This window comes from Pseudomonas algeriensis (assembly GCF_048847255.1).
GTDB lineage: Bacteria > Pseudomonadota > Gammaproteobacteria > Pseudomonadales > Pseudomonadaceae > Aquipseudomonas.
Genome location: NZ_JBKKRK010000002.1, coordinates 404,136 through 425,391, shown reverse-complemented (window position 1 = coordinate 425,391; position 21,256 = coordinate 404,136). Strand labels below are relative to the sequence as shown.

Here is a 21,256-nt window from a genome sequence, read left to right as displayed (position 1 = left end):
CATCATCGCGAGCAAGCTCGCTCCCACAGGGGCGAGTTTCCAATTTCAAATCGTGGAGGATTGCTCCAACGCCACGCCCGCGCCCATCAGGCCGGAGTATGGCGCCGTCACCAGCCAGACCGGAATACCCTTGAAATAATCGCTCATGCAGCCCTTGTCGGCGAAGGATTTGGCGAAACCGCTTTCGACGAAGAAATCGGCAAACCGCGGGACCACGCCGCCAACGATGTACACGCCGCCACGCCCGCCCACCGTGAGTACGTTGTTGCCGGCCACGCGGCCCAGCCATCGGCAGAACTGCTCGAGCACTTCCAGGGCGATAGGGTCGCCGGCCAGCCCGGCGGCAGTGATCGACTCGGGGGTATCGAGCACCGGGTCATGACCGTCCACCGCGCAAATCGCCCGGTAGACACGGGGCAGGCCGCTGCCGCTCAGGGCGGTTTCGGCGCTGACGTGGCCGATCTCGTTGTAGATGTGCTGCCAGAGCTGGGTCTCGCGCGGACTGCTCATCGGCAGGTCGACATGGCCGCCCTCCCCTGGCAACGCCGCAAAACGGCCCTCGCCCAAGTCCAGCAGCGTACCGACGCCCAGCCCGGTGCCCGGGCCGATCACCACCGCCGGGCGCATCGGCTCCGGCGTGCCCTGGCAGACAACCCGGTACTCATCCGGACGCAAGCAGGTCATGCCCAGGGCCATGGCGGAGAAGTCATTGACCAGCAACAGTTTCTCCACCTGCAACCTCTGGCAGAACGCCAGGTTGCTCAGGCGCCAGTGATTGTTGGTAAAACGAAACTCATCGCCGCTCACGGGGCCGGCCACCGACAGGCACACCGAACCGATGGCGCCCGGTTTCATTCCCATGCCATTCAAATAAACCTCGATGGCATCTTCCGGGCAGGCGTAATCCGCTGTCGCCAGCACCTGGATATTCTCCAGGTTGTGGTTCTTCCACAGGGCGAAACGCGCGTTGGTCCCACCGATGTCACCGACCAAAGCCAGTTTCAATTAAGCGTCTCCAGGGCAGAAGTGAAGGCGCTGGCGCCCTGCTCTGCCGAGCTGAAGGCCATGCGCATGAAACCGAACAGCTCGCGACCAGTGCCGATGTTGTTGCCCAACAGGCCCTTGGCCGGTTCGCGCGCGGCGAATTCCTCGGCGTCGACCTTCAACTCCAAGGTGCCTTTGACGCCATCGACGCGGATGATATCGCCCTCCTGCACCCGCGCCAACGCGCCGCCGACATAAGCTTCAGGGCTGACATGAATGGCCGCCGGGATTTTCCCGGATGCCCCGGACATGCGTCCATCAGTGACCAGCGCCACCTTGAAGCCACGGTCCTGCAGCACGCCGAGGAACGGCGTCATCTTGTGCAGCTCCGGCATGCCGTTGGAGCGCGGGCCCTGGAAGCGCATCACCGCGACAAAATCCTTCTCCAGCAGACCCGCCTTGAACGCATCCGCCAGGTCCTGCTGATCCTGGAAGACCATGGCCGGCGCTTCGACGATCTGGTTTTCCAAGGCCACGGCCGAAACCTTCATGACCCCACGCCCGAGGTTGCCTTCCATCACCCGCAACCCGCCTTCTGGGGAGAAGGCACGGGCCACCGGACGCAGGATGGTTTCGTCGAGGCTTTCGGTCGGGCCGTCGCGCCACACCAGCTCGCCATCCTCCAGGAACGGCTCCTGGGTGTAGCGACTCAGGCCATGGCCGAGCACGGTGTTGACGTTTTCGTGGAGCAGGCCTGCTTCCAGCAATTCGCGTATCAGGAAGGACATGCCGCCCGCCGCCTGGAAGTGGTTGATATCGGCCTTGCCGTTCGGGTAGACGTGGCTGAGGGTCGGCACCACTTCGGAGAGGTCGGCCATGTCCTGCCAGGTCAGCTGGATGCCCGCCGCCATGGCGATGGCCGGCATGTGCAGGGTGTGGTTGGTGGAACCGCCGGTGGCGTGCAGTGCAACGATGGAGTTGACCAGTGAGCGTTCGTCGACGATTTCGCCGATGGGCATGAAATTGCCGCTCTGCTTGGTCAGGCGCGTCACCTGGAACGCGGCCTCACGGGTCAACGCATCGCGCAGCGGCGTGTTCGGGTTGACGAACGAAGCGCCCGGCAAATGCAAGCCCATCACTTCCATCAGCAACTGATTGGTGTTGGCGGTGCCGTAGAACGTGCAGGTGCCCGGGCTGTGGTAGGACTTCATTTCCGATTCCAGCAGCTCTTCACGGCTGGCCTTGCCCTCGGCGTAGCGCTGGCGTACGTCGGCTTTTTCCTTGTTGGAAATGCCCGAGACCATCGGCCCGCCGGGCACGAAGATCGTCGGCAGATGACCGAAGCGCAGCGCGCCCATCATCAGGCCAGGGACGATTTTGTCGCAGATGCCGAGCATCAGCGCGCCGTCGAACATGTTGTGGGACAACGCCACCGCCGTGGACAGTGCGATCACTTCACGGCTCGGCAAGCTCAGTTCCATCCCCGCCTCACCCTGGGTCACGCCGTCGCACATCGCGGGCGTGCCGCCGGCGAACTGGCCAACCGAGCCGATCTCGCGCAGGGCTTTCTTGATTTGTTCTGGAAATGTTTCGTAGGGCTGGTGGGCCGAGAGCATGTCGTTGTAGGACGACACGATGGCGATGTTGGCGGCGTTCATCATCCGCAGGTGGTGCTTGTCTTCAGTGCCGCAACCGGCCACGCCATGGGCGAAGTTGGCGCACTGCAGCTTGCCGCGCATCGGCCCGTCGCTGGCTGCACCGCGGATCAGTGCAAGGTAAGCCTCGCGCGTAGCGCGACTGCGGGCGATAAGCCGTTCGGTGACCTCAAGTACGCGGGGATGCATGTGTAGAACTCCAGGCTAGCGGGTGTGGCGACCTGATTGTCTATGCTGGTTAAAAGCCCGTTGCACACCCGGTGAAAGACAAGGCGACAAACGGTTTTTGACCAATCGGACCAGTTGATTCAGGTCACTCGTTGTAGATAAAACAAAATATTGCCACTAAAAAGGCTTGTTTTCTATTTTTATGCGAATAATCTTGTAATTCCAACAACAAATCGATGGCGGCGCAGTTAATGACTCTTCGAATCGCAATCAATGGTTTTGGCCGCATCGGCCGCAACGTCCTCCGCGCACTGTATACCCAAGGCTATCGTCGCGACCTGCAGATCGTCGCCATCAACGACCTGGGCGACAGTGCGATCAACGCTCATCTGCTCAAGTTCGACACCGTGCATGGCACTTTCGATGCCGACGTGCAGCACGATCACGAAAGCCTGACGGTCAATGGCGACCGCATTTCGGTCAGTGCCATCCGCAACCCGGCCGAGCTGCCCTGGGCCGCCGAGAAGATCGATGTGGTGTTTGAATGCACCGGTCTGTTTACCGACCGCGCCAAGGCTGCCGCCCACATCAGTGCCGGCGCTCGCAAAGTGATTATCTCGGCCCCGGCCAAGGGCGCCGATGCCACTGTGGTGTACGGCGTCAACCATGACATCTTGCGCCAGTCCCACCAGATCATTTCCAACGCGTCGTGCACCACCAACTGCTTGGCCCCGGTGGCCCAGGTGCTGCACCGCGAGCTCGGCATCGAAAGCGGCCTGATGACCACCATCCATGCCTACACCAACGACCAGAACCTGACCGACGTCTATCACAGCGACCCGTACCGCGCCCGCTCGGCCACCCAGAACATGATCCCGAGCAAGACCGGCGCCGCCGAAGCCGTCGGCCTGGTGCTGCCGGAACTGGCGGGCAAGCTGACCGGCATGGCCGTGCGCGTGCCGGTGATCAACGTCTCCCTGGTGGACCTCACCGTGCAACTCAAGCGCGAAGCGTCGGCCGATGAAGTCAACGCACTGCTCAAGCAGGCCAGCCAGCACTCCAAGATCCTCGGCTACAACACCCTGCCGTTGGTCTCCAGCGATTTCAACCACAACCCGTTGTCGTCGATCTTCGATGCCAACCACACCAAAGCCAGCGGCAAGCTGCTCAAGGTGCTGGCCTGGTATGACAACGAATGGGGCTTCTCCAACCGCATGCTGGATAACTGCCTGGCGTTGTGTAACGCGGAGTAACTGCCACGGTAGTTCTTGAGCTTTTCTGTGGGCGGTTTCTGTGGGAGCGAGCTTGCTCGCGAAAGCGGCGTATCAGCCAACATCAATGGCAACTGACACTCCGTCATCGCGAGCAAGCTCGTGTAAGCGCGCGCCGGATTTGGCACCGCTTCGCGGTTCGTTTGGCACTACACGCAGATTGGCTTCATATCAATCTGGTGAAACAGGCCAGTCGATAACCACAGGGAACTCCGCCTGCTGTTCAATACGATTCAGCGCGACCCTGTACTGCTTCCACCGGGTCAGCAAGTTAATTTCCTCAGGGGTAGCCTCTCCGAGGTCAATAGCGTCCTGGAGCGGACCTATTCGGAGCGTGGCCGAGCCAAGCAAGCTGTCGCGTTGACTCAAAGCAATCGCGGCCAGCTCTGCTGGTGTTGGTGGATTAGGAATATTGGGCTCAGGCACTGGAGCCGGTGCAACCTTGAACCCATCATCGATAGTGACACTCAATCCTGAGCACATCCCTTCGACTGCTTCGGTGTACTGCTCAAACGTGATTTCAATTCCTCCGTTGATTGGATCTTGCTGGACAATTCCATTGGCTGCAAAAGGCATTATTTGATCCTCATGTAATAGGTTGCACCGATATTTTTGGCTCGGGTTTCCAGACCGATACGCGGCGTGCCGTTAACACCGTCGCTGATTGCGTCGCGAACCCGGGCATATGTTGGCCCACGTGAGTCCTTGGTCGTTGCGGCAGCATTAAACCCATCTGAAAATGTAGAACCATCCCGGCCCCCACTCGCGTACCAGTAGTCGTGCCAATGGCCTTGAATTTGGTCGGTTTCGGTTACGCCAGGTAATCCCGCCCGAATAACCCTTCGTTCAGTGTTGATCAGGTTGATCGTCAACCCGTTGAATAAGCTCCCGGCAAAGTTGACCACGCCGGTTGCCACAACCAATGGGGAGGTTCCAGAAACTGATTCTGAAACCAGTGCGCCAGCGTTGTAACTGTCAGCAGCAGTCAGCCTGATATACCGGTAATTAGGGTTCGTCCTAGATGGAGCAGGAACTGAGTTGTTGTCCCAGAACGGGAAAGGCATCCCGATAGGCATAAAGGCCCAAGGGTCTGTCAGCCCCCCTAACAAATCATCAATCTGTGTTTGCGTATAGGCATCACTAATGCCGTAGCCCGCCAGCGTCGTGGCCTTGTTTGCCTTGCTCGCTAGGGCGTTCGTCATCGTCGTGGCGAAGTTAGGATCGTTGCCCAATGCCGCAGCCAGCTCTTTCAACGTGTCCAGCGCTGCTGGCGATGACGCCACCAGGGCAGCGACAGCAGCCTGAATAGCGCTTGAAGTCTCCGTCTTGGTAAAAGTGTCGGTGATGCCATAACCCGCAACGGTGGTGGGTTTGCCGGTGATCTTTGCCCAGGTGCTCATCGATGTTTGCAGCGCCTGGACAGCCTTTAACACCTGCGAATCATCCGCCGGATTTAGCGTCAGGCTGGCCCCTAGAATAAGGTTCACCAGTTCACGTTGGATCGTGTTCAGCCACGCGGCGGTAATGAGCGTGGCATCTACGCCTGAGCCTGGACTGCCCTCGGTATATTCACCGGCCCCGTTCGCGGTTGATGTACTGCTTCCTATCTTCTGCATCAGTTGGCTCCGTAACCGAATAGCAAAATAGACTCGGCCGGTTTCATTTGGCTGAGCCTGCATTCAAGTGATTTATTGCCCCAGGACGCCAAGGGATCACCAGCGGCGGCCCTCCCCACGACGGCGCGGCTGATCGTTACGGCTGGGGCGTTCACACGCCATGCGAAGCTCCAATCACCGCCGTAGATAGCATCGCCAGCACGCGCACGACCGGCACGCGCAGGGCGGAACGTGGTGATGGTGATGTCGTAGCCCAGGGACTTCGCCAAGGCGATGAAAAAGGGCTTGCTTTGCCCACCTCGCCCTTGCAACTTGCTGACTACCGCCTGTATTCGTTGTTGGGTCGATTGCTGCACCCCAATCAAACAAGGGTCAGGCAATGCAAGAACGCGTTCCCAATCGGCCAACCCTTTGCCAGAGTCAGGGAAAATCACGCTATAGGCCGATTCGACTTGTGAGTCAGCTAGCGAGAGCGCATTGGCATCAGCCTCAACGGCGGCGGACAGCTTTGGAGCCGTCCCGTCATAAGAAACGGGCGGCAAAAGCAACCGGAGCTGGTCGGCCAGGCTGCTCATATCAGCAGGCCCAGGGTAATGGTGCCGGGCCTAATCCAGCCGATCAGCGCCGAATCATCAGAGGCGTTGACGTTACCGGTCGGAGCCGTCACAGAGCGATCGACAACGCCCGCCAGGTTGTTGACCATGGCCTCAATCTGCGAGCGCTTGAGGGCTTCGCCAGGCTTCAACGCACCCAGCAATGCCTCATAGGCAACCTGCGCAGCGGATTGAACCTCTGCCAGCGTATATCCATCCGCTAGCTCGACCAGAGCCGTACAGTTGACCGTCCGAATCGTGGGCGCGTAGACCCACACATCCGCGATAACGGAACACTGCTCTTTAATAAACTCCAGGCAATTGGCGATGACCTCGGCTGACGGATTGCCAGTACTGGCGGTGATGACGACGTCGACGGAGCCGCCACCTCGACGCCTCGGGATGACCAGTGCGTCCGCTACACCGGCCACACTTCTAGCCCACCGCTTAAAGTCGTAGGCGGCGCCCCCGGCCGGGGGCAGTTGAATAATGTCCAAGAGGCGAGCAAGCAACGCCTCTGGCTTTTCCTTATCTTCACCTCCGGTTGTCGGCCCGATGAAGATTGCCGCCGAGTCCATCCCCAGTGGTGGGCTCACAAGAATTACCGCGCCGGAAAGATCGTTGAGGCCAGTCCCCAGACTCTCTGCCCTGGCCTGGACGGTCGCTGTGCCACCTGTGCCAATTATCACGCTGGAAAGCGTGGTAAACCGTTCACCAGTGACTACGTGCGTAATCGTTGAGCCTTGCAACAGCTCAACCCCCGGAACGCCTTTAAGCTCCACCGTACCCGTAGAGCCAACGGGCTCTTTACGTGGCACGCCTCTTATCGCAGCAGTTCGGACCAGCTCGTCTTCGTCTGCTGTGTCGGGGAATATCTGGCGATACGTCCACGCAATCTTCTGATACAGCCCTTCAATAGCAGCGGCAACCGCTGCCGAGCGGACGTAGTTATCACTATCGGTGCCTATATCGGCTTCGGCTTGGAGGTTGCGAATGTCCCGGAGGATGCCCGCGAGGATTTCCTCCAGCGAGGGGGCGGAAAAGGCCATGTCAAATCACCCTTACAGGTTGGCGAAACACCTGCGGATTGCCGGTGGCGTCGATGATGTCGATTTGCAGCTCAAGCCAGCCGTTGTGGGGCTGCTCAGCGGTGATGGTGATCTTCTTGGCGCGGCCGTCATCCAGCAGAGGCTGGAGCGCTTGCTCGGCGTATTGCTTGGCGAGGATGCCAACCCGAGGGCGGTCTTTTTCGCGGCGAAGTTCATGCAGGCGGGAGCCCAACGCGGGATTAGCCCACCAGGTTCCAAGGGGAGTCATGAGGCGGATGTAGACGGCGTTTGCCAGCGTATTGATACGCTGGCCCGTCAAGTCGCCAGTGGTGGGGTTTATGCCTGCGTCCATAGGCGGGCATAGTGCCGTGCTGCGGAAAAAACCGCATTTCAGTACGGTTTAAGCTTTATTCAAGTAGCGTTAGCTTCAGGGTTACAGGGTAAGAGTTAGCTTATCATCGACCAGCACATAACTAGGCTTATGATAATCAAGTCGAAATTGGCCAGCCCCTGTTCCTATGAAGAGTGGAATCAGGTACCCATCGTCATAACACGCTTGCGATTGCAGGGGCCATTGATCCATAAATTTTGTCCGATAGGCCAGCCATACAATCGAGTGAAGACGCATCTCAAATGTCCCCCATCCTTCAATAGGCGGAACATCCTCTATCTCATCTAGTTTAAAGGAAGATTTTATGGTCACCGCCGTTATACGCCTCACGGGTATGGCCCAAAGTACCAGTACGCAAGGACGTAAATGCGGAGTTGTCATTACATAATCGCTTTTCTTTGCAAGCGCTGGAGAGCTTGGTCGATGACGTGGTTCCGTCAGGAAAATTGTCACGAGATGGCGCGTACCCAGCCAATCTCCGCCATTGTCCCATAACCTATTGCCTTGAATCGCAAATGCGTCAGGACGGCCTTTGGGTAAGTGTGTTTGTCCTGATCCGTGAAGGCTTAGCTTTGTCTGGTCATCTGCCTGATAGGAAAGCAATTCCAACTGCTGGTTCGCGTCAGTTGAGGGCGCCCTCCATACGATGTCCTTAAACGCAGGGGCACTGAAATAAATGCTCCCCTCATTTTTGTTTTGCGTCATGCTGAAGATGTGAAAGCTCTCAGCATCCGTGCCAAGGAAAATACGTCGTTTTTCCGGTGCTGACGGTTGGCTCATAGACTTCTAACGCCTCAAATAAACCGTATGAAAATATATGGATTCCGAGAAGACTCTAAGAGTAGATGCTTATTGCAGCGGCAACGGTGGATTTCCTGTCGGATGCGCGTGTTTGTTGTAAAGCTCCCTATCGCCTTGCATGGTTCGGGAATGGTCGGCGACCTCCCCCTCAGCTTTGACATTCCCGTCAACGTGCTGATCCCCGGTCATCTCGACGATAGGTGTTTCAAACCGAACCTTCGTCCCAGCCTTCACCACCAGCGTTTCGGTCACGATCTCAACCACCCGCCCACGCTTCAAATGCACGCAATCCCCCTCATCGGTATAGATCGACACTTCGCCATCCTGGAGCGCGATTCTGTAGCGAGCGTCCTCGCTGGCGGCGACGATGGCGTGTTTGCTGTTCCCACCTACGGGGATAACCAGGTACTCGGCCCCCGGCAACGGTGCCGAGCTGAAGCCATAGTGCTGGAACAACTCCCCAGACACCGACTCGCCGGATAAACCCTGCATGTCCACGCCGATTAACTTGCCATGGCTGTTACGCGCCGCGACCGCACGAAAGGGCAGCCGTATATTCGACATGAAGCGGCCCACCTGCTCGCGAATCAATCCCCCCATATTTCTCATCACAGCCCCTTAACCATTTCGATGAAGGCCGCGTCTTTATTGACCTTGCCCTGGTGCTTCTTCTGTTTCACGCCATCGAGAACCCACATCTTGTCCTCCCGCAAGCGCAGCTCGGTAATAGCCCCTTCGCCACGGGACAAGCGCAGCGTGCGGGCCATTAAAAAATATATGGCATTCAGTTCGTGGGGCTCGCTACGGACGAAGACGCGCTGGCCCGGTGTCCAGACTTGGCCGTTGTCGGCCCGGTGCCCCTCGACGATGGCGCGGATCTCGAAACCTTCCAGGCGGCTGTCAGCCAACAGCTTGCGGGCGCGGGTGGTGGCCATGTCCTGGTTCTCGCTGGCGCTATCGATGATGACCTTGGGTCGAAAGATCCCACGGCGGGCCAAGGTTTCGTCCTGGATGACCGAACGCAAGTGGGAACGCTTGGTGTCGAGCCCATCATTGTCGTACTGCCCGTGCTGGCCAAGGACAGTGATCTGGCTAAACCGGTTGGCGATGGAACGGCGAACGCTCAGGCGTTGAACGTTGTTGCCGACGCCATCCTCACGCATGATCAGCGCACCGACGGGTGGCGTGTTGTAGTCGGGGCCACCAATGATCAAGCGTCCGTCGGGCTCGACCCATGGCCATAGCCCATTCGCCTCGGCCACCTGGAGCAACGCCTCCCAAGCTGTTTGGCCTGGCTCTATCTGAATGCGGCGCCGGGTCTTGGCCTGGTCGGCGCGAATCTCGACCCGGTCAATGCCCAAGGGCTTAACCACCTGGTCGAGGATCTGAGCCAATGACGCGTCGCGCATCGACACGAACGGCGCCGAGCAGTCGACCAAGGGCGCAGCACGGTCGCGGCCATTGATGCGGATTGAAATACCCTGACGCGAAACATCATGCTCGAACTCGTCCAGTTGCCCTGTCATCACGCGGTCGCTGCCCAGGGTCAGAGAACACGGCGCGCCTTCCTTCAGCACGGACGGCAGCCGTGTAGTGTTTTTGGTGTACAACTCCAGCTCAAAGGCATCCGAAGGTGTGAGCAAGTCGGACTCGACCGACCAGCCGTCCCAGGTGTCGTGGGCCAGCCCACCAATGGCGAGGCGGATCGGTGCCGTTTGGTCATTCTGCGTAGGCACGTAGCACCCTCCCGGCCGGAATGTTGTGAGGGGTATTCAGGTCAGGATTGAGACGGATCAACTCAAGGGCGCGGGTGTGGTCGCCGTACCAGCGATGGGCCAATAGCCGAAGGCTGGCCGGGGTCTCGACCAACCGCTCAACCATGGGGGGGCTTTGCAAGATGACCTGGCGAGCGCGGGCCTGTATCAGCGCGGCGGTGTTGCGCAACGCTTCGATGATGGGCCGCGAGGTCTCAACGTCATACAAACGCCGCTGAAGCAGGACTGCGGACTGGACCAACGAGCGCGCCAGGTTAACCAGGCCTTCCAATTCCACCGGACTGAGCGTTGGATTTTGACCTTCGTCCTCGATGACGATGGCCACGGCCTGGGCGTGTGCGGCCGCCAGTTCGGTGATGACCAGCACCACCAGGGCGAAGCCGCTACTTTCCACCGGATCGTCAGGCATACCGTCGGGCAACAGGTCGGCGTCTGGCGCATTCCCCTGGCGAGCGCTGATCAAAAAAGCGTTGCCCGCTCGCGCCGCCTGAGTCGTCAGGCTGGCACCGCCAGGAATACTGGCCGGGATGCCAGACATCGACAGTAATGCAGTCGATGAACTGGGTGTACTGCCCTGGACAGCGCTACGGATCTGCGTCGGAGTACGGAACAGGTCGACCAACGGATCGTAGGCGGCCGAAGGATGTTTGGCCATGGACGCCACACCGGAGACTACGCCAAGGATCTGTGAGCGCAGTTGCTGCACACGGAGGAAAATACCGGGCAAGCCCAAGGCCTTTTCTATCAGGCCGACCCAACCGCCACCGATCCAGGATTGAATCTCGCTGACCAGGGAATCGATACGGCCGAACAAATCGAAAACGCCGTCCTGCCAGCTGGCTTGCTCCTCCACATCCGTGATGCCGATGTCGACGAATTCGAACTGACGGACAAAGAATGGCAGCTCCGGCGTATCCTCCAGAAACAATAGGCTGACCAAGGCCGAGTCGGGGCCGTCTGCGTTGTGTTTAACCTCCCAAGTCTGGGTAACGACACTAACGCTGCCATAAATGGGATGGATCAGCTCCCCAGGGCCTGGAGTGTCCAAGGCTCGCAAGATGTTCTGTAATTCCAACTCATAGTTGACGCCAAACACTACGACTTGCATCTGAAAACGTCGGGCTCCGCGCCCTAGATCCCTGACGCGGTCTCCATCCTTAAAGGGCGTGCCGTGCTCGGCCAAAGCCCGTTGAGCCTGGAGACTTTCTTCGACAACCTGGAACGGCACCCCGCGAAAGGAGGCGTCCAGTAAGGTTTCCGCCCAGCTCATTGGCCGCGCCTCACTTGCAGATCAGTACGGCGCTCGACTTCGGCCTGGATCATGCGTGAATCCGACCGAACCTCAATCACCAATGGTTTGTCCAGGAGCTGTTGCAAGCGCGCTACGGCTGCTTGCGTATCAGCCCCAGCGCCAACGGCACGATTGGCAACGCCAGCCGCCCAGGCGTTCGCGCCTGCGACGGATGTGCCTGAAGCAGTGAGTCCCGTTTGTTGATGTGCCAAGCGCTGGGCCTGGCTCGACAACCAGTCCTGAGATTGGCCAGGATTCTGCCCGGCCAGCGCAATGCGGTTGCTATAGAACGCTGATTGATAGGCACGCTGCCCGTCGTCCAAAAGCTTGTTCCTTGCAACCATGGCCAAACGGTCTTCGTCAGTGTTCTGGCCGGTCGAGCCGCTGAGTTGGGTTGCACTGGCGCCAAGCGCAATCGGTGCCAACCATGGCGCAATAAAACCACCAGGCTTGCCCTTCCCAGATGAAGAGGCGCCACCGGGGACATCAGGCATTCCGACACCAGGTTGCATGTTGCCTGGCCAGTTAGTCACAAACACGGAAGTGACGCCCGTGGCTTCCTCTAAGACCTTGCCGACCGCTATGTTCTTCAGCGTCTCCGGCCCACCCATCACCCTGTTCAACAACGCACCTGCACCGGCTTTGGCACCACGCCCAGCGTAATAGCCACCCACGCCCAATGCCGCACCGCCCGCGAGCATTTGCTCGCCCGATAAATTCAAGTCATCGAGCAGGTAGCTCCCCATGTCAGCGAAGGTTTTATTAATAGGCGTTGCCATCCGGTCGATGGCCTCACCCAAACTGGCTTTCATTCGGGCAGCCGTACCGCTGGCACTATTCGTGTTTTCTTTCAGGTCACTGTTGAAGATTGGTTCGGCTTTCTGAAGTGTGGTTGCGCCGTTGCGGAAGTCGTCCAAGCGCTCGCCGGTCAACATGCTACGCATACCGCGCACAGTGTCCTGATCCATGCCCTTGAAAACGACGCCCATAAACTTTGCGCGTTGCTCATCGGTTTTCATTGCGCTGTACTTACGCTTCAACTCTTCAAATACAGCGAGCGGGTTCTTGGATGTCCCGTCTTTGTTGAAAAAGCCAACGCCGCTTGAATTGGTGATTTGGTCTCGGTATTGCTTATTACTGAATACGCGAAGGGTGGATTCGGCCAAGGTCCCCAGTCGGTCCGGCTGTTGCTCTACTTTGGAAAGAGCTTCAGTGAACGCAAGCGCTTGCTCAATCGACATGCCTGCGGCTGATGCAACACCGCCGATCTTTGGAAACAGATCGGAGAGATGTTCAAGCTCTGCCGTACCGAGGCGGCCCGCGACGGTCATTTTTTGCAAAAGGTCGAGGGCCGCACCGCCCTTGTTCAAATCGATGTTAAAGGCGCTGGCAGCCGCGACAACGGCCTTACCCAGGACGGCGGAATCTGCACCCGTGATAGTGGATGCCTGGCCAATCGCGTCGGCAGTCTTTTTTGCTGGGCCATAATCCATGCCCGAGGCAATCAAGGTATTGAAGCCAGAGTCCACACTTTCGCGGCTCAGACCATAGTCCTTGGCGATCCTAAAGCCTTTGTTCTTCCAATCGTCCTTCTGCTCTGGCGACATGTTCGCCGTTTGCTTTGTGCGGATTAACTGACGATCTAAGCGAGCACTGCCGGTCAAACCGGCCACGGCGCCTATGCCAACCCCAAGACCTGCCAACTGCCCTTGAGCGCTCGACCCTAAAGACTTAATTCGATCAAACTCTTTGCGAACGCCTGCTGCGACAGCCTTAAGCGTCTGGAGGTTGCGGCCGCCGTTCTGCGCCAGACGATGGAAAGCTGATTCGGTGCGCTCGACGCTTTGACGAAGCGGCTGCACACCCTGACGATCCGCGCTCGCGGCATCGGCCTTGATGTCCCGCGCAGCCTTGCGCCCAGCATCGGCCATCGCTTTGAGTTCGTCCTTGGTCTTGTTGATTTCTAGCCGAGTCTGCGAGCCCGCTTTCGCGGTTTCGCGCATTGAGTTTCGAATGACCTGGTAACTCGCTACGCCAGCCTGGCCGACCTTCGAAATGGCCGCTCCTGCCTTCCAACTTTCATCGGCCAGTGACTTCGCGCCTTCCTTCCCAGCCTTACGCAGATCGCGGTTTAGCTGCTCGATTTCGCGGCGGCTGTTTCCCGAGTGGGCTTGGATACGGAGCGCAACGCGCAAATCAGAACTCATCAAACACTCCAGAGCGTCTTACAGATACAAGAAAGGCCCGGTATCGAGCCTTTGAATCATTTAGCGGCAGGCAGCTTTTTTACGTTGCCGTTTGCTCACGTACCGCGTGGCTTTGGGCTTACCTACGATCAGGTCAATACGTGCGTCGATCTCCGGCCGAGTCATCCGCCGAATTTCGTCTAGGCGATAACCTGCCCTGACGAGTCCATGCTCGATGCGTCGCCAATCGGCGATGCCGCGCTCGGCGGCGCGAGCTTTTTTTCCAACGCGGCATCGGCATCGGCGAGTAGGCCAAGATCGCTTTCGGTCAGCGCTACGCGCAGCAGATCCGTTGTCAGCGCCTCGGCTGGGATATCACCCAAGGAAAGAAGCTGGCGGCGATACACATCGACCGTGATCAATTGCATCGGCCCATGAGGGTAGAGTTCTTGGGCGCCGATCAGATCTCCGGTGACAGGCGTTCGTAGGGTAAACCGCTTATGGCGCACACCTGCGTAATACACACCGACTTGCAGCTCACCGCTGATCGTCAAACCATCCCACTCTTTGTTCGATTGCTCAGTCATCCCCTCACTCCGTGTAGTAGTTCAATGCGGCAACGGTCAGGTCGCGGGTGGCTTCGCCTTCGACTTGGTACTTACTGCCCATCTCCAGCAGCGAGCAACCGGTCCAGGTCTGGCGCTTGCTGCCGCCATCCTGCGGATAGATCGTGATCTTGGCGTCCATCAATGCGCGCCAATCCGGCTCGCCCGACTTGGGAATGGCCACCGAGATTTTCAGTTCATGTTCTTCGATACCTTTCGCCGTGCCGGAAGCGCGGCCGGTGCGGTTCATGGTCTTGATTACCTTGCGCCCGGTCTTGAGGCTCGGCTCCACGCTGACCACTTCGTAATCGGTGCCGTTGATCTCCAGGACGATTTGTCCCACATAGTTATCAGCCATCTAGCGTTACCTCTTACAAGAGCAGGTCGATGCGACCGGCAAACACATGCAGGCCGTTAACGACATCGGTGGGAATGGAAGCGTTGAGGCGGTTCACGTCCTGGAGCGAGCGCTCGACCACCAGGCCGTCAGCGTTGGACTCCACCTCTTCGATGATCTCCAGCTCTTCCAGTTTGAGCAGCACGTCCAGTAGCTCGCCGCGCACGGCGTCGGGCGTTTTCTTGGAGAGTTTCGAGCGAGGGAAGCGCAGGCGGATACGCTCGCGGCACGCATTGCGCACGTAGTACAGGGTGCGCATGGTGGTCAGATCGAGCAGCGACACGTCCGTCGCACCGGCTGCGGACTTGGTGTAGGTCGTGACGGCGCGCACGATTTGAATCACATCACCGGCCGCTACTTCCAGCGGCGTGACGCCGTTGGCCAGCGCGGTTTCCTGCTCGGTGCGGCCGAGACGCTGGGTGATGGTCGGCACCTGAACGCCCTTCAGCACCAGGGTATTCAATGGCCGGGCCGGATCTTCCTCCGAAGCAATCACGGCGGCGTAGGCGGCGGCCACCTGACGCGCTGTCGATGTGGTGCCCGGCAGAACGGCCAAAGTGATCGCGCCCGAGTTCAGCGAGGCGGCCAACGTTGTCGCGGCGGACAACGTGCTGGTCAACGCCGCCACACCGATGATGCTTTGTTGCTCGATAGAGTCGGTGTAGGTCTGGATATGCGTTCGCAGCGCAGTCAGGGCGGTTTGGCTGAACCAGGCAGGCACCAACAGCGTGTAGCCACCCAGCGCCGTGGCATCCAGCGCGGCGGTAATGTTTGGCTCGGCATCACCTTCAACCACAACGCCAACGGCTGAGATAGCCACGTAGCGATAGGCATCAATCGCGGCGGCGACCATCTCTTCGGCAACCGGCCCAAAGAGCTTTCCTGCCTCGGTGGCACTGTAGACCTGAATCGGCACATGCGGCGCCGCTGTCGCGTCGGCGCCAAGCGGAACAATCAGGCAAATACTCTGCTTGTTGGTCGGCAGCGTGCGCACGGCAAGGCTGGTATTGAACTCAAAATAGGCACCCGGCTTGCGGATCGAGGCCGGGATAGTGTCAAAGGCAATGCTCATTCGACGGGCTCCTGTGCGGGTTGTTTGGCACTGCTGCGAGGCTTCTTGCTGATGAGCAGTTCGCCCGTCGCAATTCGGCGACGGTAATAAGAGGTGTCCGGCACCTCGACCGAGTCAGCGGGTGCCGCCTCGATCTGTTGGTGTGGGTCTTTTTCCATGGGCACCCGATGACCAGGCGCGGCAACTACGTGCATTACACGTCCCTCAATTCGATGTTGTCGGTGGCCACCGGCTCGGGGTTATCCGAGGGCGAGTGGTACGCCAGATTGATGCCCAACAGGTCCGGCAAGGCCTCGGCTGGTTTCTGCCAATCCAGCTCAATCAGGAATGATTGGCCCAGGACAGACAGGTGGTCGCTCGATAGCTTGCCGTTGACCAGGTTGGATAGTTCTGTAGGTCGGACGGCGGCGCGGTTTTCCCATGGCTGCCAATCCACCAGTTGATGCATGCAAGCCTCCCAAAGCGCGTAGCTGCCGATATCGGTCGGCGTCGTCCCGCGCCGGGTCTCTCGTTCACCGCGAGGGTGACGGGTAGCAATAACCAGGCGGAACGTGATCGGCACGCTGTAGCGCCCTTGGGCAGAGCGTTTAAATGTCACCTTCGGCACCATCACCAGCACCGCCGGGCAACGCTTGAGCAAGCCGGACAACAGATCGGGGTCGCTCAACTCGCCGCCGTAGCTTTCAACGGCCAACTTGGGCAGCTTGGCTTTCAACTCTTTAAGCCGTGCCTCGATCAGGTCTTCCAGCTCGCCCAGCATTACAGCGCCCTCAAGGTGCGACGGCTCATAAGCCGGGGTTGGCTGTTGACTTGTAGCCCGGACTGGCCACCGTCACCGGCGCCGCGCTCCTTGTCCTCGGCTGCCAGGGTTTCCAAGCGCTTGATGACATCCTTGTAAAGCACACGCACCGTCGACTCTTCCTTACCGGCATCGTCGTACAGGTGGTAGCGGGCAATCTCGGCCAGATCGTCAGCCACCCATAGGGGCGCATCCTCCCCGGCTGGGCGGAAACGCAGGTAAAACGAAACTTCACTGCGCGCCCTGGTGACGGCGTCGGCGATCCTGGCCAACGTCGCAACCGCAATGGCAATGTCTTCGGCGGGCCAGTCGTCCAGCGGCTGACCTGACGCAGCCGCTGCCAGCAGCTCCGGCTCAATGGCCCGCCCGGCATCCGGTGCCGCGACCTGGGAGATGTCACGGGCACCAAAGCGGATCAGCAGTTGGGTAGCCGATGGCAGCGTCAGATTCATTTGCCGTCAGCCTTAGGTTTGCTGGACCGGGCTTTCTCGGGCTTAACAGGCGCCTCAACAGCACCCGAGGTTGTAGGCGAATCGTCCGCAGGTTGGCCATCTATCGGAACCTGGCCAGGTCCCTGAGCATCCGGTCCTGGCTCGCCGTCGCCCAAGACTTGAACGACGGTGTCGACCACTGCATCACCCACAGGTGCAGCGTTTGCTTGAGGCGCTTGCGACTGGCTTGCTTCCAAGGCATCGGGCGCTTGCGATAACGGGGCTTGCGACAAAGGTTCATTGACCTGCTCCTGCACCTGGTCGAATTCATCCTCCGCATAGGCGATGATCAATTGCGGCTCCTTGCTCAGCGCCTCCAACTGATCTTCCGTGAAGAAGTCATCCGCATAATTCGTCGGAGTGCTGGGGTGGGCGATACCGCAACGACGGAAGCCGTCGCGCTTGGACGTGATAACAATCGTCATGGCGCCCCCTTATCCCAGCCAGCTCGGCGCCAGCACTTCGGCGGTGCCTGCCCATTCGTTGCCGTTATCCGCGTCCTTGACCAGGATCTTGCGGGCCGTGCCTTCCAGTTGGGACGGAACAACCAGCAGTCCTGGATTGATGCCCAACGGGCGGCCACCGTCGGCTTGAAAATTCTTCATCGCGGCACGGGCGGCGCCATAGGTCTCGGCGGTCAGCGGCTCTTTCGAGCAGTAGGCGAATTGCCAGAAGCCAAAGCCCACATTGACGCGAGCGTCGACGCCATAGCGGTATTCGTCGCGCATGAACACCTGTTCATCGTCCATGCTGGTCATTGCTTTGAGCGCGTACTGGCGGCGGGTCTGGAAGATGATCGGCTTGATTGCACGACTGACATCGAGCAGATACCAGGCCGGGCCGGTGCCGTCCTTGTAGTTGCTGACCGACACAGCCGTGCCGGTACCGTCGGTTTCCGGGTAGACAGGGTGATCGGTGTCGAAGAAATTTTGGCCGTCATAGCATTGCGTGGTAAGTCCGGCTTTCAGCAGACCAAACACCAGCTCGTCGGGGTGGGCGCTGGAGGCTCGGCCCATCTCGGCGAACAGCGGCTTGTAGACGCCGATCTCATCGTCTTCGATAGCGTCGCGAGGAACACCCACCGACGACTCGAACTTTTTATTAGTAATCGAGTAGCCGTGCGCCGCCATGTTCTTGAGAACACGGTCGCCGATCCACTCGCGGAAGGTCGGGAACTGACCCAGCCAGCCGTAGGTGTTGCTGGCGGAGGAAGACGGCACAGGCGTAGCGATGCGCTTCCAATCCGTCGGGGTAGTCGTCTGGGCGTTTTGGAACTCTGCCTTGAACGCGGTAAACAACGCCGCCAAGGAGCTAGAGGTAATGATCATTGAGTGCTTCCTATATAGAGGGACGGATTACGCCTTGCCCTTGATGAACTCGGCTTCGCTCATACCCAGCAGCGAGGCGACCTTTTGCTCTTCGGCGTTCAGCGCCGTAGCCGTGTTGTCGGGTTTGCGTTCGCCCAAGTTGCTGGCAGCGGCAACTACCGGCGCCGCCTCGACAAAGGCCTTGAAGCGGGCCAGGCCGGTTTCGTCGTGGCAGGCGGCGCGGTGGTACTCGACAGTGGCCGGGGTAATCTTCCCGGCCTGGGTGGCGGCAGTGATCAGCGCGTCGACAGCCTTCTCGTGGTCGGCTTTCTTCTGCGTAGCCAGGGCCTGTTCGGCGTTAATGGCGCGGCTCTCCAAAGCGTTGTAATCCGCCCGAGGGACGAACTGCTCCAGGTTGGGCCGCTCGGCGTTCATTGCCTGGGCAGTGGTCTTGAGTTGCGTGGTGGCCGCGATGGCCTGTTCTTCGGTGGCGGTTTCGGGCAAGCCGAGCGCGGCCAAAAGCGCAGGTGAAAGCTTCACAGGCGAGTTCTCCAGGGTTTCTTGGTTGAGGGCTGTCAGCAGGAAGTTGGGTTTATTGGTCAGCCCGGCGCTGACCAGGCGCACGATGCGCGTGGAGTCGGATTCGTAATCGAAGACGGGAGAAAGGAAGCGGTACTCGCGATTGACGACCTGATTGGCACCGCGGGGCGTCCAATCGACGAGGCCCCACAGGCCGCCGTTCCGGATTTCCAATTGCTTGATCCAACCAGCGGCCGGGGCGTCTTCGCCCTTGGTGGCGCGGTGCTGGGTGGCGTGCTCCCAATCAATGGGCAGGTCGATGGCGCGACCGGTGAAGCTGGATTGCACCAGCGCCCCGGCCTGCTCATCGAACAGCCATTGCCGACCGTCACGGCCAGAGACCTTTGGGCCTGGGGGGATAAGTTCGACCCATTCAGGCGCCTGGCCGTCAGAGACGGCGGCGGATAGGTCGGTGTTGAGGGCGAGTTGTGTTTTCATGACCCCAGTTTGTGCGGGTCATGAAGGGGAAGTAATTTAAGGCGGGTTTAAGGTTTCAGAAATCGGGAGGATTGGGAATACTCAGAACAGGGGGAACAGGCGGCACACCGGGAATAACCAAAGGAACGAATGCTGGTGGAGCTGGGAATGCTTTGTTGAGTTCGGCGTCCATAGTTTCGGCGAACAGCTTCACTGACTCGGATACACGCCGAATATCTGCCACAGATACTTTAACTGGATAGCCTTCCTTATCGCGGCCACCCCTGTGAACTATATCGTGCCGAATGGCAATTTCCGGGATAAACAACCCAATCTCAGGAAACTTAATCCCCAATGTTTTTTCAAGCAAAGGCTTAGCTTTATCCAGGCGATGCCAAATGAATGTCTGCAAGTATTCAATTACCTTTTTCTCCAAGTCATTCATAGCCGTAAAGATATCGGAAAGCTTAAATTTCTCTGCCGCAAAGTCCGCATTGCTTTCCACAAACAATCGCAACACATCTTTATTGTGCGTAACCCAGTAAGCTGTGGTATCCCAAAGATATGCCTCAAGCGCAGTTATAGTCGCACTGTGAAGCAGTTGTATTACAAAATCTTCGGGAGGGAGCGGTCCATTTAAGGTTCGCTCTATTTGCTCTAATCGGTCCTTCAGCATTTTCAATGGGTCGGTACGATCTTCAGGAAGCATCGAATAGATATCATCGTATTCCCAGTCTTCGTGATCGATGGGGGCCCATTCGTCTCCACACTCTTGATGCAGCTCATCAATCAGCCCTTCCATTACTTCTTGTTCAACAAAATCTGAAAAGCGATCTTGGATCTCATCGCTTGGATCGTAAGGACCGCCGTGGATGAACAAATAACCACCTTCACGGCCATTGTAGGGCGTTGACTGAGCGGGATCCTCGTAGCGAGCATAAAACCATCTTCTCATGGCTTCGACTTGAAGATCCTCAGGCGCGTCTTTCAACCAGTCATTATTAGGATCGAAATACCGAGCGTCTTGGCTCCCAGCTTCCTCGGGCAATTCTGGCCTATCGTGGTAGTCCCATTCGTTCATTCCGCAGTCTCCTTATCCTTACGGTTCGGAGCCGCAAAGGAAACAGCTCCCAAGACAATCTAACGCATGTCTAACGCCCCTTCGTAGCGTTATCTATAACCACGTGCGGGTGAGGCTGTCATTTCAGCGCCAACGAAGCCTGAGTCAGACGCCCCCTAAATAGTCCCGAATGATCAACGCAACCTGCTCAGCATCCCCACTGGACAGCCCCAAATAGGGCCGCTCTGGCATCTCTGTCGATTGCGCGCCTCGTGTCACCCATTGTGAAAAATTGGATTGGCGCTTCTTAACAAAGCGGTTACCAACCGAACCATCCTTACCCTGACGGAAATAGACCTGTTGCGATCTGGCGGCGTGCTCGATCTTGCCGCCGAATTGGTGGATCGCACCGTAAGGACGGTCGGTGCCAAACGCTAACTCGTTGTTGCTGACGCTGTGACGTAGTGTGTCCTGGAGGGCGCCGGTCTCTCGCAGAATGCGTCCATCTTTCTTTTTGGCCAGCGTTGACGGCGCGAGAGGCGCCCAGGGAGAACCATCAGGAGCAACCTGACGGCCGAACCTCTCGTTCGTTGATTGGTGTAAATATTCGGCGATGTCCAGGAGGGGCGTCGTCAGATCCCCGAGGCGCAACATCAGCTCTGTGAGCGCCGCCCCCGTCCGGCTGTCGTCCAGCTCCACATTAAGCATTGCACCAGCCACAAGCACCTCCTACTATCTATTCAGCCCAT

24 protein-coding genes are annotated in these 21,256 nt (G+C 58.7%); 1 reads left to right on the top strand and 23 read right to left on the bottom strand.

Features of this window, described 5'->3' with window-relative positions; translation table 11 throughout:
• Positions 1 to 45: 45 nt before the first annotated feature.
• Together ACLK1G_RS04930 and edd are read right to left on the bottom strand one after the other, a co-directional pair.
• Positions 46 to 1,005: a glucokinase gene (locus ACLK1G_RS04930; protein WP_420764393.1), complete on the bottom strand. Its 960-nt coding sequence runs from the start codon at positions 1,003 to 1,005 to the stop codon at positions 46 to 48.
• Complete coding sequence (gene edd, locus ACLK1G_RS04925) at positions 1,002 to 2,828, bottom strand: phosphogluconate dehydratase (RefSeq protein WP_420764392.1); 1,827 nt, start codon at positions 2,826 to 2,828, stop codon at positions 1,002 to 1,004. The genes ACLK1G_RS04930 and edd overlap by 4 nt, the downstream gene beginning before the upstream one ends.
• Before the next feature lie 230 nt (positions 2,829 to 3,058).
• Here edd and gap point away from each other — a divergent pair, with 230 nt between their 5' ends.
• A complete protein-coding gene (gene gap / locus ACLK1G_RS04920) occupies positions 3,059 to 4,060 on the top strand; it encodes a type I glyceraldehyde-3-phosphate dehydrogenase (protein ID WP_039593774.1) in 1,002 nt (333 codons plus the stop codon).
• Positions 4,061 to 4,249: 189 nt separating this feature from the next.
• On the opposite strand, the gene ACLK1G_RS04915 is transcribed toward gap, so the two are convergent.
• The 21 genes from ACLK1G_RS04915 to ACLK1G_RS04815 form a co-directional block, all read right to left on the bottom strand.
• The gene (locus ACLK1G_RS04915; RefSeq protein ID WP_420764391.1) at positions 4,250 to 4,654 is read right to left on the bottom strand and encodes a tail fiber assembly protein; all 405 of its coding nucleotides are present in this window, start codon (positions 4,652 to 4,654) and stop codon (positions 4,250 to 4,252) included.
• Positions 4,654 to 5,694: a hypothetical protein gene (locus ACLK1G_RS04910; RefSeq protein WP_420764390.1), complete on the bottom strand. Its 1,041-nt coding sequence runs from the start codon at positions 5,692 to 5,694 to the stop codon at positions 4,654 to 4,656. Before ACLK1G_RS04910 ends, ACLK1G_RS04915 begins: the two co-directional genes overlap by 1 nt.
• On the bottom strand, positions 5,694 to 6,269 hold the full coding sequence (locus tag ACLK1G_RS04905) for a YmfQ family protein (protein WP_420764389.1): 576 nt from the start codon (positions 6,267 to 6,269) through the stop codon (positions 5,694 to 5,696). Before ACLK1G_RS04905 ends, ACLK1G_RS04910 begins: the two co-directional genes overlap by 1 nt.
• A complete protein-coding gene (locus tag ACLK1G_RS04900) occupies positions 6,266 to 7,336 on the bottom strand; it encodes a baseplate J/gp47 family protein (RefSeq protein WP_420764388.1) in 1,071 nt (356 codons plus the stop codon). Before ACLK1G_RS04900 ends, ACLK1G_RS04905 begins: the two co-directional genes overlap by 4 nt.
• A gap of 1 nt (position 7,337) precedes the next feature.
• Entirely contained in the window at positions 7,338 to 7,688 is a 351-nt protein-coding gene (locus ACLK1G_RS04895) for a phage GP46 family protein (RefSeq protein WP_420764387.1), read from the bottom strand.
• 81 nt (positions 7,689 to 7,769) lie between these two features.
• The gene (locus ACLK1G_RS04890; RefSeq protein WP_420764386.1) at positions 7,770 to 8,507 is read right to left on the bottom strand and encodes a hypothetical protein; all 738 of its coding nucleotides are present in this window, start codon (positions 8,505 to 8,507) and stop codon (positions 7,770 to 7,772) included.
• Positions 8,508 to 8,576: 69 nt separating this feature from the next.
• Complete coding sequence (locus ACLK1G_RS04885; RefSeq protein ID WP_420764385.1) at positions 8,577 to 9,128, bottom strand: phage baseplate assembly protein domain-containing protein; 552 nt, start codon at positions 9,126 to 9,128, stop codon at positions 8,577 to 8,579.
• Between the two features lie 8 nt (positions 9,129 to 9,136).
• A complete protein-coding gene (locus ACLK1G_RS04880) occupies positions 9,137 to 10,264 on the bottom strand; it encodes a phage baseplate assembly protein (protein WP_420764384.1) in 1,128 nt (375 codons plus the stop codon).
• A complete protein-coding gene (locus ACLK1G_RS04875; RefSeq protein ID WP_420764383.1) occupies positions 10,248 to 11,573 on the bottom strand; it encodes a DNA circularization protein in 1,326 nt (441 codons plus the stop codon). Before ACLK1G_RS04875 ends, ACLK1G_RS04880 begins: the two co-directional genes overlap by 17 nt.
• Positions 11,570 to 13,801 (bottom strand): phage tail tape measure protein, encoded by a 2,232-nt coding sequence (locus ACLK1G_RS04870; protein WP_420764382.1) that lies wholly within the window; start codon positions 13,799 to 13,801, stop codon positions 11,570 to 11,572. The genes ACLK1G_RS04875 and ACLK1G_RS04870 overlap by 4 nt, the downstream gene beginning before the upstream one ends.
• A gap of 179 nt (positions 13,802 to 13,980) precedes the next feature.
• Positions 13,981 to 14,367 (bottom strand): hypothetical protein, encoded by a 387-nt coding sequence (locus ACLK1G_RS04865; RefSeq protein ID WP_420764381.1) that lies wholly within the window; start codon positions 14,365 to 14,367, stop codon positions 13,981 to 13,983.
• Between the two features lie 4 nt (positions 14,368 to 14,371).
• Positions 14,372 to 14,743 carry a phage tail protein gene (locus ACLK1G_RS04860; RefSeq protein WP_420764380.1) on the bottom strand — a complete coding sequence of 124 codons (372 nt, stop codon included), beginning with the start codon at positions 14,741 to 14,743 and terminating at the stop codon, positions 14,372 to 14,374.
• A gap of 13 nt (positions 14,744 to 14,756) precedes the next feature.
• Complete coding sequence (locus tag ACLK1G_RS04855; RefSeq protein ID WP_420764379.1) at positions 14,757 to 15,854, bottom strand: phage tail sheath C-terminal domain-containing protein; 1,098 nt, start codon at positions 15,852 to 15,854, stop codon at positions 14,757 to 14,759.
• On the bottom strand, positions 15,851 to 16,048 hold the full coding sequence (locus ACLK1G_RS04850) for a hypothetical protein (RefSeq protein ID WP_420764378.1): 198 nt from the start codon (positions 16,046 to 16,048) through the stop codon (positions 15,851 to 15,853). The genes ACLK1G_RS04855 and ACLK1G_RS04850 overlap by 4 nt, the downstream gene beginning before the upstream one ends.
• Complete coding sequence (locus ACLK1G_RS04845; protein ID WP_420764377.1) at positions 16,048 to 16,614, bottom strand: phage protein Gp37; 567 nt, start codon at positions 16,612 to 16,614, stop codon at positions 16,048 to 16,050. The genes ACLK1G_RS04850 and ACLK1G_RS04845 overlap by 1 nt, the downstream gene beginning before the upstream one ends.
• Positions 16,614 to 17,105 carry a phage protein Gp36 family protein gene (locus tag ACLK1G_RS04840; protein WP_420764376.1) on the bottom strand — a complete coding sequence of 164 codons (492 nt, stop codon included), beginning with the start codon at positions 17,103 to 17,105 and terminating at the stop codon, positions 16,614 to 16,616. Before ACLK1G_RS04840 ends, ACLK1G_RS04845 begins: the two co-directional genes overlap by 1 nt.
• Positions 17,102 to 17,569 (bottom strand): HI1506-related protein, encoded by a 468-nt coding sequence (locus tag ACLK1G_RS04835; RefSeq protein WP_420764375.1) that lies wholly within the window; start codon positions 17,567 to 17,569, stop codon positions 17,102 to 17,104. Before ACLK1G_RS04835 ends, ACLK1G_RS04840 begins: the two co-directional genes overlap by 4 nt.
• Before the next feature lie 9 nt (positions 17,570 to 17,578).
• A complete protein-coding gene (locus tag ACLK1G_RS04830; protein ID WP_420764374.1) occupies positions 17,579 to 18,472 on the bottom strand; it encodes a Mu-like prophage major head subunit gpT family protein in 894 nt (297 codons plus the stop codon).
• A gap of 27 nt (positions 18,473 to 18,499) precedes the next feature.
• Positions 18,500 to 19,468, bottom strand: coding sequence for a phage protease (locus ACLK1G_RS04825; protein WP_420764373.1), 969 nt, complete (start codon positions 19,466 to 19,468; stop codon positions 18,500 to 18,502).
• Between the two features lie 55 nt (positions 19,469 to 19,523).
• Positions 19,524 to 20,528, bottom strand: coding sequence for a hypothetical protein (locus tag ACLK1G_RS04820; protein WP_420764372.1), 1,005 nt, complete (start codon positions 20,526 to 20,528; stop codon positions 19,524 to 19,526).
• Positions 20,529 to 20,672: 144 nt separating this feature from the next.
• Entirely contained in the window at positions 20,673 to 21,227 is a 555-nt protein-coding gene (locus tag ACLK1G_RS04815) for a phage virion morphogenesis protein (RefSeq protein ID WP_420764371.1), read from the bottom strand.
• Between the last annotated feature and the right edge of the window lie 29 nt (positions 21,228 to 21,256).